A 15236-nucleotide genomic window follows, 5' to 3' on the forward strand; every position below is an offset into this window, starting at 1 on the left:
CCACGCGCGCCGCATCACCCGTGGAGAACGACTCCGGGGAGTGCCTGTCACCCGTGGACGGGCATGGGGAACAATGGTCGGGTGACCAGGCCCGCCTCCGCCCGCGCTCCCCGGCTCGACCAGGTCTGCGCCGCCGCCGTCGAGGTGGCCCGCGACGCCATCACCGAGGTGGAGCCGACAGACATCGGTGACCATCTCCAGGCCGTCGCCGAGGGCGACCGGATCGTCACCCATTACTTCGAATGCCGGATGGCCGGTTACCGCGGCTGGCGCTGGGCCGTCACGGTGACCCGGGTGCCGCGCAGCCGGCACGTCACCATCTGCGAGACGGTGCTGCTGCCCGGCCCGGACGCGCTGCTCGCCCCGGGCTGGCTGCCCTGGCAGGAGCGGCTCAAGCCGGGTGACCTGGGCCCGGGCGACCTGCTGCCCACCCCCGCCGACGACGAGCGGCTGACCCCCGGCTACCTGCTCTCCGACGACCCGGCGGTCGAGGAGATCGCCTGGGAGCTGGGACTGGGCCGGGCCCGGGTGCTTTCCCGGGAGGGGCGTGCCGAGGCCGCCCAGCGCTGGTACGACGGTGACCACGGCCCGGACGCCGCGATCTCGGTGGCCGCGCCGGCCGCCGCCCGTTGCGGCACGTGCGGCTTCTACCTGCCGCTGGCCGGCGCGCTGCGCCTTGCCTTCGGCGCGTGCGGCAACTTCTACGCGCCCGACGACGGCCGGGTGGTCAGCGCCGACCACGGGTGCGGCGCGCACTCGGAGACGATGGTGGAGACGCCCGAGACGCCCGTCGAGGAGCTGCCCACCATCTACGACGACAGCGCGGTCGAGGCCATGACGGTCAGCCGGGCCCTCGGCTCGGTCGAGGCGGCCGAGCCGGCGGAGCCGTACGGCCACCCCTGACCGGTCAGCGGGGGCGCTGCGCGGCGGCCGCGCGCCGGCGGCGCCGGTTGGCGTCGTGCCGCATCATCACCGCCAGGCCGGGAAAGCCCCACAGAAAACCGGCCAGGCAGGTCCAGAGCCAGTTCTGACGCCCGGACTCGGTGAGCCAGTCCCGGAAGAAGATCAGTAGCACCAGGCCGGCCACCGCCCAGGCGATCAGCCCGGCGACGGCGAACGGCACCATCGGCGGGTCGAGCGGCTCCGGCCGCGGCTGTTGCTCCTGTGACACCGGCCCAGCCTACGTGATCGTTCTTCCCTGCCCGCCAGGTGATCTGGGACGATGCGCGCGACAAAACCCGGCCGATTACCAGATGAGGAACCATGTCCATTGCGCCGCCGCCGGATCACGGCACTCCGCCCGATCCCGCGCATCCACGTAACGGCTTCGACCGCTTCTTCTTGATCTCGGAGCGTGGGTCCACGCTGAGCCGGGAGCTCCGGGGCGGTTTCGCCACGTTCTTCACGATGGCGTACATCGTGGTGTTGAACCCGCTGATCCTCGGCAGCGGGAAGGACGGCGACGGCCGTTCGCTGGCCATTCCGGCGCTCGCCGCGGCGACCGCGCTGGTCGCCGGTCTGATGACCATCCTGATGGGTGTGGTGGCCCGGTTCCCGATCGCGCTCGCGGCCGGCCTGGGCGTGAACGCGCTCGTCGCCTACGAGATCGCGCCGCAGATGACCTGGGCGGACGCGATGGGTCTGGTGGTCATCGAGGGTGTGCTGATCGGCATCCTGGTGCTCACCGGGCTGCGTACCGCGGTGTTCCGGTCGGTGCCGACGCAGCTCAAGACCGCGATCGGCGTCGGCATCGGTCTGTTCCTGACGATCATCGGCCTGGTCGACGCCGGATTCGTCCGGCGCGTGCCGGACGCGGCGGGCTCCACCGTGCCGGTCGGGCTGGGCATCAACGGCAAGATCGTCAGCTGGCCGATGCTGGTCTTCGTGGTCGGCCTGCTGATCACCCTGGTCCTTGTGGTACGCCGGGTCCGGGGCGCGATCCTGATCGGCATCCTCGCCTCCACCGTGCTGGCCATCGTGGTCGAGGCGATCGCCAACGTCGGCCCGTCCTTCGTCGACGGCAAGCCGAACCCGAAGGGCTGGTCGCTGAACGTGCCCGAGTTGCCCAAGCAGATCGTGGACCTGCCCGACCTGTCGTTGCTGGGCCAGTTCAACGTGCTCAACTCGTGGAGCCGGGTCGGCTGGCTGGTGCCGCTGATGTTCATCTTCACGCTGCTGATCACGGACTTCTTCGACACCATGGGCACGATGGTCGCGATCGGCCAGGAAGGGGACATGCTCGACGAGACGGGCACCCCGCCGAAGGCCAAGGAGATCCTGCTCGTCGACTCGATCGCCGCTGCCGCGGGTGGCGCCGCCTCGGTGTCCAGCAACACGTCGTACATCGAGAGCGCCGCAGGTGTCGCGGAGGGCGCCCGGACCGGCGTGGCCAACCTGGTCACCGGTGCCCTGTTCCTGCTGGCCATGTTCCTCGCGCCGCTGTCGTTGATCGTGCCGTTCGAGGCCGCGTCGACGGCCCTGGTGGTGGTCGGCTTCCTGATGATGACGGCGGTCCGCACGATCGACTGGACCGACTACGAGATCGCCATCCCGGCGTTCCTCACCATCGCGCTGATGCCGTTCACCTATTCGATCTCCAACGGCATCGGGGCCGGCGTGATCAGCTTCGTGCTGCTGAAGGTGGCGAAGGGTAAGGCCCGGGAGGTCCACCCGCTCCTGTACGGGGTCGCCGTGCTGTTCATCGTGTACTTCCTGCGCGGGCCGGTCGAGTCCGTGTTGCTCTGACGCTGGTGAGCCTGGTCATAACGCATGTCGTTAGCCAGGCTCATTAGTTAAGCTAACGAGTGTGACGGAGCGGACGGTGACGGCGAAACGCGTGCCACCGGCGCAGCTGGCCCCTCAGCTGCGAGATGCGATCACCCGACTCAACCGGCGGGTCCGACAGGCCCGGCCGGTCGGCGACCTCACGGTCACCCAGCTGTCGGCGCTCACCAGCCTCAAACTGGCGGGCGCCCTCACACCACGGGAACTTGCCGATGTCGAACGGGTGCAGCCGCCCACGATGACGAAGATCGTCGCGAAGCTGGAGGAGCGGGGCCTCGTGCAACGCACCCCCCACCCGACCGACGGACGGCAGGTCATCCTGGCGGCTACCGAAGGGGGACGGGCCGTGCTCGACCAGTTCGAGCGGGCCCGCAACGAGTGGCTGGCCAGCCGGCTGGCCGATCTCACCGAGGACGAACGCGAAACGCTACGGCGCGCCGCGGACATCCTCCAAGGCATCGCTCGCGCCTGACACCGCCGCCCGCGGTTCGCTTCGTCAGCTGTGGATGAAGCGTACCGACGCAAGGAGGCGCACCTAGAGTGCAGGCCAAATTGAGCACGATGTTCCAGTCCCTAGGGGTCCGCAACTACCGACTCTTCGCCACCGGACAGCTGATCAAACTGATCGGCGTCTGGATGATGTTCATCGCCCAGGACTGGCTCGTGCTCGAGCTCAGCGACAACTCGGCGACCGCGCTCGGCGTGGTCACCGCGTTGCAGTTCACGCCCGTACTCCTGCTCACGCTGCTGTCCGGACGACTCGCCGACCGCTACGACAAGCGGATGCTGCTCTTCGTCGCCAACGTGTTCTGGACCGTGCTCGCGCTGGCCATGAGCGTCCTGGTCCTCACCGGCCTGGTGCAGCTCTGGCACGTCTTCACGTTCGCCGCACTGCTCGGCGTCTCCAACGCGGTCGAGACGCCGGTCCGCCAGGCGTTCGTCTCCGAGCTGGTCGGCATGCCGCTGCTGCCGAACGCGCTCTCGCTCAACGCAGCAGTGTTCAACTCCGCCCGGATCGTCGGCCCCGCCGTCGCCGGCCTGGCCATCGCCGCCGTCGACGTCGGCCCGGTCTTCCTGGTCACCGCGCTCAGCTCGATCGCCCCGCTGGTCAACGTGGTCCGGATGCGTACCGACGAGCTGCACCGCAAGGACCTGCCGCCGGTCGGCGAGCGGGACCAGGCCCGGGTGGTCGACGGCCTCCGGTACGTGGCACGCCGCCCCGACATCCTGCTGCCGATGGTCCTCATGTCGGTGATCGGGATGAGCCTGTTCAACTTCCAGCTCACCCTCGCCGCGCTCGCGAAGACCGTGTTCAACACCGGCGCCGCCTCGTTCGGCCTGTTCAGCACCGCCCTCGCGGCCGGCGCGCTGGTCGGGGCGCTGGCCGGCACCGGACGGCGCAGCCGGCCCTCGGTCTGGCTCGTGCTCGGCGCCGCGATCGGCTGCGCGGTCTTCGGCACGCTCGTCGGGCTCGCCCCGGCGTACTGGCTGGTCGTGACGCTGCTGCTGCCCGCCGGGTTCTTCATGATCTACTTCGCCCAGGCCGCCAACCAGCGTGTACAGCTCGGTGTCGACGCCTCCTTCCGGGGACGGGTGATGGCGCTGTGGGTGCTGGTGTTCCTGGGCACCAACCCGGTCGGCGCGCCGCTGATCGGCTGGGTCGCCGAGACGTACGGCGCGGGCGCGAGCATCTGGGCCGGCGGTCTGATCTCGCTCACCGCCGCGCTGCTGGCGCTCACCTGGCAGCTGCGCCGCTCCGGCGCCCGGCTGCGCATGCGGGTGCTGCCCATGCCCCGCTTCTACGTGGTGTCACCCGGAGCCAAGTAGTCCCGTCCCCTGGCCGGCCGTACCGGTCCGATTACCCAAACGGGTGGCGGGCCGGTGCGGCAGGGCTTAGCGTCGATGTGTGGACGTGGGGCAGGGGCTACTGCTGGCGCTGGCGATCCTTGCCGTGTGCTGCCTGCCCGCCCTGTTCGCGCTGCTGTTCTGCGCCGACGAGATCATCGACCGGGTCGCCTGCGGGTGGGCCGAGTGGCGCGAGCAACGCCGGGAACGCCGCACCATCGCCCGGCTCGACCGGGCCATCGAAGCCGAGGCGCTGACCCGCGACATCGACCTCACCGAGTTCGACAGGGACGGCCGACGGCCGCTGGACCAGCTCGCCACCGACCTGCGCCGCCTCGGCGGCCACCGGCTCGCCGCCGCCGACCGCAGCGTGGTGTGGCACGGCGCGGTCATCGAGGCGTACGACGAACGGCTGCGCGCCGCCTGCCGGGCGCTCGACATCGTCGAGCACCTGGCCGAGCTGGACGGCGTCGACCGGGAGATCGAACGGGTACGCGTCGAAGGGCTGCTGCACGCCGCCGGGCTGACGTTGCCGGCCGCCCGCGCCGCGCACCACCAGCGGCATCGCTGACCTGGTGCGTCTCTTCGCGGCGATCTACCCACCTGCCGTGGCGGTCGTGGACCTGACCGCCCGGGTCAAGGGCCTGCGGGTCGCGTCCGCCCGCCACGCCCGGCTCGCCGACCCGGCGAACCTGCACCTCACGCTGGCCTTCCTCGGTGAGGTGCCGGACGTCCGCCTGCCCGACGTGGAGCACGCGCTCGCCTCGGCCGCCCGGTCGGCTCGTTCCCCGCGGCTGTGCCTGGCCGCGGGCGGCAGCTTCGGTCAGGGCCGGTCCACGGTGCTCTGGGTCGACGTACGCGGCGACGTCGAGGCGCTCGACGCGCTCGCCCGGTCGATCCGCGGCGCGCTGTGCGAGGCCGGGCTGCCCTGCGACGACAAGCCGTTCCGGGCGCACCTGACCATCGCCCGGCCCGGCGACCGAGTGCCCGAGGCCGACCTCCACGCCGACCGGGACACCCTGAACGGGTACGTCGGGCCACAGTGGTCGGCCGGCGAGGTGGTGCTGGTCCGCAGCCACCCGGGCGGTACGCCGCGCTACACCCGCGTCGCCGCGTGGGCGCTCGCGGCTGGGCGTTAAGCGCGTGGGCGCTCGCGGCAGGGCGTTAAGAAGGGGCCCCTCCTCTACCTGAGGCGTTAAGAAGGGGCCCTTCCTTTCACCTACCAGGCCCAGGCCTCCGGGCCTGGGCCGCCGTTGCCGACCGGCGGGAACAGCTCGTCGAGACGGGTCAGCGTGGGCTCGTCCAGGTGGACGTCGAGCGCGCCCAGGTTGCGGTCGAGCTGGTCCATGGTGCGCGGACCGACGATCGGGGCGGTCACGCCCGGGCGGGACAGCAGCCAGGCCAGCGCCACGTCGGCCGGGTCGTGGCCGAGGTCGGCGCAGAGCTTCTCGTACGCCTCGATGGTGCTGCGGTGCTCGGCCAGCGCGTCGGCCGAGCGGCCGGTGGTGCCGCGCGCCGCGCTGCCGTCGGCCATCTTGCGGATGATGCCGGAGAGCAGCCCGCCGTGCAGCGGCGACCAGGGGATGACGCCCAGCCCGTAGTGCTGCGCGGCCGGGACGACCTCCAGTTCGACGTGGCGGGTCAGCAGGTTGTAGATGCACTGCTCGGAGACGAGGCCGAGGAAGTTGCGCTTGCCGGCAGCGGCCTGCGCCTGGGCGATGTGCCAGCCGGCGAAGTTGGACGAGCCGACGTAGAGCACCTTGCCCTGGGCGACGAGCGTCTCCATCGCCTGCCAGATCTCCTCCCACGGCGTGGTCCGGGAGATGTGGTGCATCTGGTAGAGGTCGATGGTGTCGGTCTGCAGGCGGCGCAGCGAGTCCTCGCAGGCCCGGATGATGTGCCGGGCGCTCAGGCCCTGCTCGTTGGGCCACTCGCCCATCTTGCCGTACACCTTGGTGGCGAGGACGACCTTGTCGCGCCGCCCGCCGCCCTGCGCGAACCAGCGGCCGACGATCTGCTCGGTGACGCCCTCACCGAGCTTCCAGCCGTAGACGTTCGCGGTGTCGAAGAAGTTGATCCCGTGTTCGAGCGCCCGGTCCATGATGGCAAAGCTGTCCGGCTCGTCGGTCTGCGGACCGAAGTTCATCGTGCCGAGGCAGAGGCGGCTCACCGAGAGGCCGGTGCGTCCCAGGTTCGTGTACTCCATGGCTCCACCCTGGCACGCCGGCACTTCGAGTGCCCTCTCAACGAGCCAGGGTGGAGCTGTGGATCAGGAGGATTCGCGCGCTGCCGGGCCGGTGCCGAAGAGCACGTCGTCCCAGCTCGGCAGCCGCTTGCGCGGCTTGCCACCGGCCTCGGTGGACTCGGCGCCCGCGCCGCCGGTCGCCGCCGCGGCGCCGGTGCGCCGGGGCCGCAGCACGGCGAGCGAGGGTACGGCCGGGACCTCCTTCGGCGCGTCCGAGTCGTCGTCGAAGGCCGAGCCCTGCCCGCCCCCGAGCAGCGCGGCTGCGCCACCGGCGACCGCACGCTGGCGGGGTGCCTCCGAGCCGGCCAGCGCGGCCGGGGACCGGGTGTCGAGGCCGCGCCCCGACGTGCCGCCGAGCGGCCGGTCCAGCGAGGCGAGCAGCGCGTCCCGGCCGGCGCGGATCGGGTCGCGCCCCGGACGGGCGTGGTCGGCCCCGGAGGGCAGGCCGTGCCCGCCCCGGCTCGGCTCGCCACGCGACGGACCGGGCAGCGCGTGGCCGCCCCGCTCCGGCGCCGGCTCCTGGCCGAGGATCGGCGTGGGCCGCTCGGCGCACAGGTACTGCGCCATGTCGTCGTGTGGGGCGACGTTCTGGCGGGTCTTGTCCAGGTCCCACACCGCCTGCGCGGTGGCCTTGCCGGACGGCCAGGTCGCGATGATCCGCCAGGTGCCGTCGTCGCGGCGGTAGGCGTCCCACGAGATCTTCTCGGTGTCGATCCCGTGCTGGGCCAGCCGGCCGTTGACGACCTCGGCCAGCGGGGTCGGCTTCTCCGCGCCCTTCAGCCGGGTGCGCCGGGCGTGCTGGGCGAGCATGGCCCGCTCCTGGAGCACCGGGCCGGCGTAGCGCAGCACCCGGTCGACAGGCACGCCGGCGATGCGGGCGACGTCCTCGGCGGACTCACCGGAGCGGATCCGGGCCTGGATGTCCCGTGGGGACAGTGACGGTGTCAGGTCGGCGGCGCTCGGCACCACCACGAGCGGCGGGGCGCCCGGCTCGGCGTGCAGCGCCGACGCGATCCGTTCGTCGATGGGCAGGGCGAGCAGGCGCCCCACCTCGTCGGCGAGCACCAGGGCCTGGCCGTCCTCGGAGAGGGCGACGAAGCGTACTGGGCGCATGGGCTTGCCTCCGTCCCGCTTCGCTGGCCGTCACGCCACGGGAGCCGGCCACCCGGGCGTCTCGCACCACCGTACGCTCATCTACCCGGCGATGGGGACTGCGACACCCCGGCATGTCGTGACTGAGCTGCGGTAATGATCACGGTGGGTGGCCGCCGGAGCCCTGACGGCCACGCACCGTGACGGAGTGATCAGAGTCGCTCGACCACGTAGTCGATCGACGCGGTGAGCGCTTCGACGTCGGCCGGCTCGACGGCCGGGAAGAGCGCCACCCGCAGCTGGTTGCGGCCCAGCTTGCGGTACGGCTCGGTGTCGACGATGCCGTTCGCGCGCAGCGCCTTCGCGATCGCCGTGGCGTCCACCCCGTCGGCGAAGTCGACTGTGGCGACCACGTTGGACCGCAGCGCCGGGTCCGACACGAACGGCGTGGCGAACGACGAGCGCTCGGCCCAGCCGTACACGATGCCGGCGCTCTCGGCGGTGCGCTTGGCCGCCCAGGTCAGCCCGCCCTGGGAGTTCATCCAGTCGGTCTGCTCGGCGGCCAGGAAGATGGTCGCCAGCGCCGGGGTGTTGTACGTCTGCTCCAGCCGCGAGTTGTCGATCGCGGTGACCAGGTCGAGGAAGGCCGGGATGTAGCGGCCGGACTCCTTGATCTCGGTGGCCCGGGCCAGCGCGGCCGGCGACATCAGGGCCAGCCAGAGGCCGCCGTCGGAGCCGAAGCACTTCTGCGGCGCGAAGTAGTAGACGTCGGTCTGCGCGACGTCCACGTCCAGCCCGCCGGCGCCGGAGGTGGCGTCGACGAGCAGCAGCGAGCCCTCGTCGGCGCCCGCCACCCGGCTGATCGGCACCGCGACACCGGTGGAGGTCTCGTTGTGCGGGGTGGCGTAGACGTCCACGCCGGCCTCGGCCACCAGCGTCGGGGCGCTGCCCGCGTCGGACTTGCGCACCGTCGGCTCGCCCAGGAACGGCGCGTCGGAGACCGACTTGGCGAACTTGGCGCCGAACTCGCCGAAGCTGGCGAACTGGGCCCGGTCGCGGATCAGGCCGAACGTGGCGACCTCCCAGAACGCGGTGGTGCCGCCGTTGCCGAGCACCACCTCGTACCCCTCGGGCAGGGAGTAGAACTCGGCCAGGCCGCGGCGCAGCCGGGCGACCTGGTCGCGGACCGTCTTCTGCCGGTGCGACGTGCCCAGGTAGCTGGTGGCGACGTCGGCCAGGGCGGAGACCGCGGCCGGACGGACCTTGGACGGCCCGCAGCCGAATCGTCCGTCGGCGGGCCTGATCTCGTCGGGAATCCGGATGGTCGGTGCGTCAGCCACGGTCTTCAAGATCCTTCCGCATGGGCGAGAGCCCGGTGAGCTGGCAGGGCGCGGACGATGTCCTGCCGCCGTACGGCGGGCGGCGTCCGAGCCTTGTTCCGGCGACACTGCCACGGCCATCCTCGCACCTGCTCGGGGCCGTCCGGCGGCCAGTCCCACGCCGGTCGGTGAGGCGTCCGCCACACGGGCGGCGACGGTGGGTTGCCCGCGTCCGCGATCATGAGTTGCGGAGGTGACGGATGAGCCGAAGACACCGCCGCCCGTTCGGGGAGTGGCTGGCGCTGGCGTTCGGCGCCGTGGCGGCGACGGTCTTCCTGACGCTCGCCGTCCAAAAGGCGGATCAGGACGCGCGCCTGCTCCACGCGGAGCACACCGCCACCGGCATCGTGCTGGGATTTGAGGGTGACCCGGCGCGGGTGGCCTTCGTCACCGCCGAGGGCCGGCGGGTGGTTGCCAAGATCGATGTCTACTCCGGCACCCGGGTCGGCGACGAGGTGCCCCTGCTGTACCACCCGGACGACCCGTCCTGGTATGCCATGGACACCCGGACCCACCACCTGCCGTTCCTCCTGCCGGCCATCGCGCTGGCCGGAGCGGCGGTCATGGGCGGGATCACCTGGCACCTGTGGCGGCGCTGACCGGGGCGCCCCCGGACGTGCCGGGGCCCCGCTCCACCGGCGGGTGGAAGCGGGGCCCCGGGCGAGACGTCAGACGCCGTGCGGGATCGCGTCCCAGCCCTCGACCTCCTGCGGCTTGCGCGAGCCGGGACCGACGTACGTCGCCGACGGGCGCACCAGCCGCTGGAGCTTCTTCTGCTCCAGGATGTGCGCGGACCAGCCGCCCATCCGCGCGCAGGTGAACATCGAGGTGAACATGTGCGCCGGCACCTCGGCGAAGTCCAGCACCACTGCCGACCAGAACTCGACGTTGGTGGCGAGGACGCGGTCCGGGCGGCGGGCCTGCAGCTCGGCCAGCGCGGCCTTCTCCAGCGCCTCGGCGACCTCGAAGCGCGGCGCGCCCAGGTCCTTGGCGGTACGCCGCAGCACGCGGGCGCGGGGGTCCTCGGCCCGGTAGACCCGGTGGCCGAAGCCCATCAGCCGCTCGCCCCGGTCGAGCACGCCCTTGACGTACCCGTCGGCGTCGCCGCTGCGCTCGACCGCCTCCAGCATGCTGAGCACCCGGGACGGTGCGCCGCCGTGCAGCGGGCCGGAGAGCGCGCCGATGCCGGAGGAGATGCAGGCCGCGGCGTCCGCGCCGGTGGAGGCGACGATCCGGGCGGTGAAGGTGGAGGCGTTCAGGCCGTGCTCGGCGGCCGAGATGAAGTACGCGTCGACGGCCTTGACGTGCCGCGGGTCGGGCTCACCCCGCCACCGCTTCATGAACCGCTCGACGATGGTCTCCGCCTTGTCGATCTCCTTCTGCGGCACGGCCGGCAGGCCCAGGCCGCGCGCCGACTGGGCGACGAAGGACAGCGCGGTCACCGACACCCGGGCCAGGTCCTCGCGGGCCTGCTCGTCGGAGATGTCGAGGAGCTGGTTGAGCCCCCAGTACGGCGCCAGCATGGCGACCGCGGACTGCACGTCGACGCGGATGTCACCGGAGTGCACCGGCACCGGGAACGGTTCGGCCGGCGGCAGGCCCGGGCCGAACCGGCCGTCCACCAGCAGTGCCCAGACGTTGCCGAACGAGACCTGGCCGATCAGGTCCTCGATGTCCACGCCCCGGTAGCGCAGTGATCCCCCCGCGCGGTCGGGTTCGGCGATCTCGGTCTCGAAGGCTACGACGCCCTCCAAGCCGGGTTTGAAATCGGACATGTCGTCTCCTGGCTTCGGCTCGGCGCGCCCGGGCGGGCTGATCGAGCCCCGCAGCTCAGGCGACCCTTCAGGGATGTGGTTCGGAACATCTTGCCCGGTGGGTAACAAGCTGCGCGACCCACAGCCACTGTGCGCCACGCGACATCCCCGCCGCTGGCCGTCGGTGAGAGTAGGAGAAGACTGGGTAGCGGGGCCTGGCCAGCGTCGGGGGACGCCGGCACGCCCGGGAGAGGGACGACCACAGTGACAGGCGACACACCCGCACCGGCCGGAATGCGTAACGAGTACGCCGCCGACCTGGGCCTGACCGAGACGGACCTGGCGACGGACTGGCACACCCAGTTCGCCAGATGGTTCGCCGACGCGGTGGCACATCCGCTGCCCGAGCCGAACGCGATGGTGCTCGGCACCGCCGACGCCCGGGGCCGGCCCAGCGGGCGCACCGTGCTGCTCAAGGGGTACGACCCGGAGGGCTTCGTCTTCTACACCAACCACGGCTCGCGCAAGGGCGCCGAGATGACCGGGAACCCGTGGGCCAGCCTGGTGTTCCCCTGGTTCCCGATGCAGCGGCAGGTGACGGTGACCGGCCGGGTCGAGCAGGTGGACCGGGCCGAGACCGAGGCGTACTTCGCCAGCCGGCCGCGCGGCTCGCAGCTCGGGGCGTGGGCCAGTGCCCAGTCGTCGGTGGTGCCGGACCGGGCCGCGCTGGACGAGGCGTACCGGGCGGCGGCGGAGCGGTTCGCCGACGTGGACCCGATTCCCGCGCCGCCGCACTGGGGCGGGTTCCGGGTCCGGCCGGAGACCGTCGAGTTCTGGCAGGGCCGGGCCAGCCGGCTGCACGACCGGCTGCGCTTCCGGCGTACCGGGGACGGGGTTTTCGTCGTCGAGCGGCTCGCGCCGTGACCGACGTCACCACGCCCCGGCGGCGGGAAGCGCGCCGCTGGGCGATCGACCTGCGTCCGCTGCGCGTGCCGGCGTACCGGCGGGTGTGGACCGGCAACGCGATCGCCATGTTCGGCTTCCAGTTCACCGCCGTGGCGGTGCCGGTGGAGATGTTCGACCTGACCGGCGGCTCGCTCTGGGTCGGCCTGCTGGGCATCGCCGGTTTCGTGCCGCTGCTGGTGTTCGGGTTGTGGGGCGGCGCGATCGCCGACGCCCGGGACCGCCGCCGGGTGCTGCTCGTCGGCGGTTGCGTGCTCTGGGCCTCGACGCTGGGGCTGCTGGTGCAGTCGCTGGCCGGCGCGCGCAGCCCGCTGCTGCTCCTGCTGCTCGTCGGCCTCCAGTCGACTGCCTTCGCGATCACCTCGCCGGCCCGCAGCGCGATCCTGCCCCGGCTGGTGCCGGCCGAGCTGGTTCCGGCGGCCACCACGCTGAACTTCACCACGTTCACCGCCGCCGCCGTCTTCGGCCCGCTCGCCGCCGGCCTGATCTTCGCCGGGTGGCAGGTCGAGACGGCGCTGCCCATCGCGTACGCGGTGGACGCGCTGCTGTACACCGCGGCGCTCTGGGCCACGCTGCGGCTGCCCGCGATGCCGCCCACGCCGGACCCGGACGGCGGCGTCCGCAAGGCCGGGCTGGCCAGCATCGTCGACGGCTTCCGCTACCTGGCCTCCACGCGGGTGCTGCTGCTCTCCTTCGCCATCGACCTGATCGCGATGATCCTGGCCATGCCGCGCGCGCTCTTCCCGGAACTGGCGCAGGAACGCTTCGGCGGCGCCTCGGCGGTGGGCTGGCTCTACAGCTCCATCGCCATCGGCGCGATGCTGGGCGGCCTGACCTCCGGATGGATCGGCCGGGTACGCCGGCAGGGCGTCGCGCTCACCGTGGCGGTGGTGGGCTGGGGCGTGGCGATCGCGCTCGCCGGGCTGGCTGGCCAGTTGTGGCTGGCGGTGGTGCTGCTCGGCGTCGCCGGGGCGGCGGACCTGGTCAGCGCCACGCTGCGCCAGTCGATGCTGCTGGTCTACGCGCCCGACCGGATGCGGGGCCGCCTCCAGGGCGTGAACACCGTCGTGGTGGCCGGTGGCCCGCGCCTGGGCGACCTGCGTGCCGGCGCGATGGCCGCCGGGTTCGGCACCGGTTTCGCCATGGTCGGGGGCGGTCTCGCCGCCGCCGTACTCGCCGTGCTGCTGGTGGCGGCGTTCCCGGCGTTGCTGCGCTATCGCTCCACCACCCCAGCCGAGGAGCGGCGCTGACGGTAGGGTCGCCGACATGGGGATCGACGTGCAGCCACCGTCCGGTACACAGTGGACCATCGCCGCCGACGGCCACGAGGCCGTCGTGGTCGAGGTGGGCGGCGGGCTGCGGGCATACCGGCACGACGGCCTGGACTACCTCGACGGGTACGCCGAGGACGAGGTCTGCCCCGGCTCGGCCGGCCAGGTGCTCGCGCCCTGGCCGAACCGGATCCGGGACGGCGTCTACTCGTTCGGGGAGAAGTCGTTCCAGCTCGACCTCACCGAGCCGGAGCGGCACAACGCCCTGCACGGCCTGGTGAACTGGGCGCGATGGCAGCTGATCGAGCAGTCTGCGGACAGCGTGACGATCGGCTACGACCTGCCGCCCAGCCCCGGCTACCCGTGGGCGCTGCGGGTGCGGGCCCGGTGGAGCGTCGGCCCGGACGGGCTGCGGGCCGAGCACGAGGCGACGAACCTGTCCGGCGAGCCCGCGCCGTTCGGCTTCTCCGTGCACCCCTACCTGCAACTGCCGAAGGTCGGCGTGGACGGGCTGCGGCTGCACCTGCCGGCCCGGCGGCGGGTGCTGGTGGACGGCCGGCTGCTGCCCGTCGGGGCGACCGAGGTGACCGGCTCCGAGTTCGACTTCACCAGCCCACGCCCGATCGGCGACCTGGTCCTCGACACCGCCTTCGGTGACGTCGAGCGGGACGCCGACGGCGGTTCGGCGGTGACGCTCAGCGCGCCGGACGGCTCGTCCGGGCTGCGGATCTGGGCGGACCGCGAGTTCGGCTGGTGGCAGGTGTTCACCGGCGACACGCTCGGCGGGGAACGGCACCGCCGGTCGGTGGCGGTGGAGCCGATGACCTGCCCGCCGGATGCGTTCCGTTCCGGCCGGGACGTCATCACGCTGGAGCCGGGGCAGACCTGGCGGGGCGCCTGGGGCGTCCGGCCGGAGGTCTGAGCGTGGAGTTCGCCGAGGTCGTCCGCCGCCGCCGGATGGTGCGCAACTACGACCCCGACCGGCCGGTGCCGCCGGAGGTGGTGGACCGGCTGCTGGACCACGCCGTCCGGGCGCCGTCGGCCGGGTTCGCCCAGGGCTGGGGCTTCCTGGTGCTGGAGGAACCCGAGGACCGGGAACGGTTCTGGGCGGCGACCACGCCTGGTGGCGGCGGCCGGGAACGCTGGCTGGCCGGGATGCGCCGGGCGCCGCTGATCGTGGTGCCGCACGCCAACCGCGACGCCTACCTGGACCGCTACGCCGAGCCGGACAAGGGCTGGGCGGACCGTGCCGAGGACCGCTGGCCGGTGCCCTACTGGTACGTGGACACCGGCTTCGCCGCTCTGCTGATGCTGCTCACCGCCGTGGACGAAGGGCTGGGCGCCTGCTTCTTCGGCATTGCGTCGCAGCGGATCGAGGCGTACCGGGAGGCGTTCGGGGTACCGCCGGAACTCAGCCCCGTCGGTGCCATCACTGTGGGTTACCGGGCTGCCGACCATCGGTCACCGTCGCTGCGCCGAGGGCGGCGTCCGGTGCAGGATGTGGTGCGGCGGGGACGGTGGACCTGAGCGGTTAGGCTGACATCCACATCGTCAGCCGGGCCTGGGGGAGGAGAGCACGCCGTGATCTTCAGGGCGGTCCGGGACGGGCGTCCCTACCCGGAGCACAACCTCACGCTGAAGCAGTGGGCCGAGATCCCGCCGCGCCCGCTGCGGCTGGACCAGCTCATCACCACCAAGCGCGAACTGGCGCTGGACAAGCTGCTCGCGGAGGACTCCACCTTCTACGGCGACCTCTTCCCGCACGTGGTCCAGTGGAACGGCGGCCTCTACCTGGAGGACGGCCTGCACCGGGCGCTGCGCGCGGCGCTGCAGCAGCGCAACCAGATCCACGCGCGCGTGCTGGTCCTCGGCGACCAGGGCGAGTGACGCCCGGCTGAGCCTT

General features: G+C 72.4%; 17 protein-coding genes. 12 read left to right on the forward strand and 5 right to left on the reverse strand.

All coding sequences use genetic code 11. From position 1 onward, the window contains the following. Window positions 1-63: 63 nt before the first annotated feature. A complete protein-coding gene (locus tag FHU28_RS05315; protein WP_184681443.1) occupies window positions 64-903 on the forward strand; it encodes a DUF3027 domain-containing protein in 840 nt (279 codons plus the stop codon). Window positions 904-907: 4 nt separating this feature from the next. On the opposite strand, the gene FHU28_RS05320 is transcribed toward FHU28_RS05315, so the two are convergent. Next, window positions 908-1171, reverse strand: coding sequence for a DUF2530 domain-containing protein (locus FHU28_RS05320; protein ID WP_030503567.1), 264 nt, complete (start codon window positions 1169-1171; stop codon window positions 908-910). A 92-nt stretch (window positions 1172-1263) separates the two neighbouring features. Here FHU28_RS05320 and FHU28_RS05325 point away from each other — a divergent pair, with 92 nt between their 5' ends. The 5 genes from FHU28_RS05325 to thpR all read left to right on the forward strand — a co-directional run bounded on the left by FHU28_RS05325 (window position 1264) and on the right by thpR (window position 5768). Further along, window positions 1264-2745 (forward strand): NCS2 family permease, encoded by a 1482-nt coding sequence (locus FHU28_RS05325; protein ID WP_184681445.1) that lies wholly within the window; start codon window positions 1264-1266, stop codon window positions 2743-2745. A 61-nt stretch (window positions 2746-2806) separates the two neighbouring features. Beyond that, window positions 2807-3256: a MarR family winged helix-turn-helix transcriptional regulator gene (locus tag FHU28_RS05330; RefSeq protein ID WP_184681447.1), complete on the forward strand. Its 450-nt coding sequence runs from the start codon at window positions 2807-2809 to the stop codon at window positions 3254-3256. A gap of 68 nt (window positions 3257-3324) precedes the next feature. Further along, the gene (locus FHU28_RS05335; RefSeq protein ID WP_184681450.1) at window positions 3325-4611 is read left to right on the forward strand and encodes an MFS transporter; all 1287 of its coding nucleotides are present in this window, start codon (window positions 3325-3327) and stop codon (window positions 4609-4611) included. Between the two features lie 79 nt (window positions 4612-4690). Then, the gene (locus FHU28_RS05340) at window positions 4691-5200 is read left to right on the forward strand and encodes a hypothetical protein (protein ID WP_184681452.1); all 510 of its coding nucleotides are present in this window, start codon (window positions 4691-4693) and stop codon (window positions 5198-5200) included. A gap of 4 nt (window positions 5201-5204) precedes the next feature. After that, window positions 5205-5768 (forward strand): RNA 2',3'-cyclic phosphodiesterase, encoded by a 564-nt coding sequence (gene thpR, locus FHU28_RS05345; protein WP_184681454.1) that lies wholly within the window; start codon window positions 5205-5207, stop codon window positions 5766-5768. A gap of 80 nt (window positions 5769-5848) precedes the next feature. On the opposite strand, the gene FHU28_RS05350 is transcribed toward thpR, so the two are convergent. The 3 genes from FHU28_RS05350 to serC form a co-directional block, all read right to left on the reverse strand. Continuing rightward, on the reverse strand, window positions 5849-6835 hold the full coding sequence (locus FHU28_RS05350; RefSeq protein ID WP_184681456.1) for an aldo/keto reductase: 987 nt from the start codon (window positions 6833-6835) through the stop codon (window positions 5849-5851). Window positions 6836-6898: 63 nt separating this feature from the next. After that, entirely contained in the window at window positions 6899-7987 is a 1089-nt protein-coding gene (gene sepH / locus FHU28_RS05355) for a septation protein SepH (RefSeq protein WP_184681458.1), read from the reverse strand. 191 nt (window positions 7988-8178) lie between these two features. After that, window positions 8179-9306: a phosphoserine transaminase gene (gene serC, locus FHU28_RS05360; RefSeq protein WP_184681460.1), complete on the reverse strand. Its 1128-nt coding sequence runs from the start codon at window positions 9304-9306 to the stop codon at window positions 8179-8181. 239 nt (window positions 9307-9545) lie between these two features. Here serC and FHU28_RS05365 point away from each other — a divergent pair, with 239 nt between their 5' ends. Continuing rightward, window positions 9546-9944, forward strand: a complete 399-nt coding sequence (locus FHU28_RS05365) for a DUF3592 domain-containing protein (protein WP_184681463.1) — start codon at window positions 9546-9548, stop codon at window positions 9942-9944. Between the two features lie 69 nt (window positions 9945-10013). Here the strand turns inward: FHU28_RS05365 and FHU28_RS05370 are convergent, their stop codons facing one another. Then, the gene (locus FHU28_RS05370) at window positions 10014-11120 is read right to left on the reverse strand and encodes a citrate synthase 2 (protein WP_073826022.1); all 1107 of its coding nucleotides are present in this window, start codon (window positions 11118-11120) and stop codon (window positions 10014-10016) included. A 273-nt stretch (window positions 11121-11393) separates the two neighbouring features. Here FHU28_RS05370 and pdxH point away from each other — a divergent pair, with 273 nt between their 5' ends. Genes pdxH through FHU28_RS05395 form a run of 5 tightly spaced genes read left to right on the forward strand, consistent with a single transcriptional unit; the run spans window position 11394 to window position 15220 of the window. Beyond that, window positions 11394-12023 carry a pyridoxamine 5'-phosphate oxidase gene (gene pdxH, locus FHU28_RS05375; RefSeq protein WP_184689257.1) on the forward strand — a complete coding sequence of 210 codons (630 nt, stop codon included), beginning with the start codon at window positions 11394-11396 and terminating at the stop codon, window positions 12021-12023. Then, window positions 12020-13312, forward strand: a complete 1293-nt coding sequence (locus FHU28_RS05380; protein WP_184681465.1) for an MFS transporter — start codon at window positions 12020-12022, stop codon at window positions 13310-13312. Before pdxH ends, FHU28_RS05380 begins: the two co-directional genes overlap by 4 nt. A 16-nt stretch (window positions 13313-13328) precedes the next feature. Then, window positions 13329-14255, forward strand: coding sequence for an aldose 1-epimerase family protein (locus FHU28_RS05385; RefSeq protein ID WP_116503603.1), 927 nt, complete (start codon window positions 13329-13331; stop codon window positions 14253-14255). A 2-nt stretch (window positions 14256-14257) separates the two neighbouring features. Continuing rightward, a complete protein-coding gene (locus FHU28_RS05390; protein ID WP_184681467.1) occupies window positions 14258-14860 on the forward strand; it encodes a nitroreductase family protein in 603 nt (200 codons plus the stop codon). 54 nt (window positions 14861-14914) lie between these two features. Beyond that, window positions 14915-15220 carry a type II toxin-antitoxin system VapB family antitoxin gene (locus FHU28_RS05395; RefSeq protein WP_013283726.1) on the forward strand — a complete coding sequence of 102 codons (306 nt, stop codon included), beginning with the start codon at window positions 14915-14917 and terminating at the stop codon, window positions 15218-15220. Window positions 15221-15236: the final 16 nt, after the last annotated feature.

It is taken from the genome of Micromonospora echinospora, assembly GCF_014203425.1.
Taxonomy (GTDB): Bacteria; Actinomycetota; Actinomycetes; order Mycobacteriales; family Micromonosporaceae; genus Micromonospora; species Micromonospora echinospora_A.

Excerpts from the sequence above, each read along its gene's own strand:
- FHU28_RS05365 (WP_184681463.1), top strand. The coding sequence starts at position 9,546 with ATGAGCCGAAGACACCGCCGCCCGTTCGGGGAGTGGCTGGCGCTGGCG.
- sepH (WP_184681458.1), bottom strand. The coding sequence starts at position 7,987 with ATGCGCCCAGTACGCTTCGTCGCCCTCTCCGAGGACGGCCAGGCCCTG.
- FHU28_RS05350 (WP_184681456.1), bottom strand. The coding sequence starts at position 6,835 with ATGGAGTACACGAACCTGGGACGCACCGGCCTCTCGGTGAGCCGCCTC.
- FHU28_RS05385 (WP_116503603.1), top strand. The coding sequence starts at position 13,329 with ATGGGGATCGACGTGCAGCCACCGTCCGGTACACAGTGGACCATCGCC.
- FHU28_RS05315 (WP_184681443.1), top strand. The coding sequence starts at position 64 with ATGGGGAACAATGGTCGGGTGACCAGGCCCGCCTCCGCCCGCGCTCCC.
- pdxH (WP_184689257.1), top strand. The coding sequence starts at position 11,394 with ATGCGTAACGAGTACGCCGCCGACCTGGGCCTGACCGAGACGGACCTG.
- FHU28_RS05325 (WP_184681445.1), top strand. The coding sequence starts at position 1,264 with ATGTCCATTGCGCCGCCGCCGGATCACGGCACTCCGCCCGATCCCGCG.
- FHU28_RS05370 (WP_073826022.1), bottom strand. The coding sequence starts at position 11,120 with ATGTCCGATTTCAAACCCGGCTTGGAGGGCGTCGTAGCCTTCGAGACC.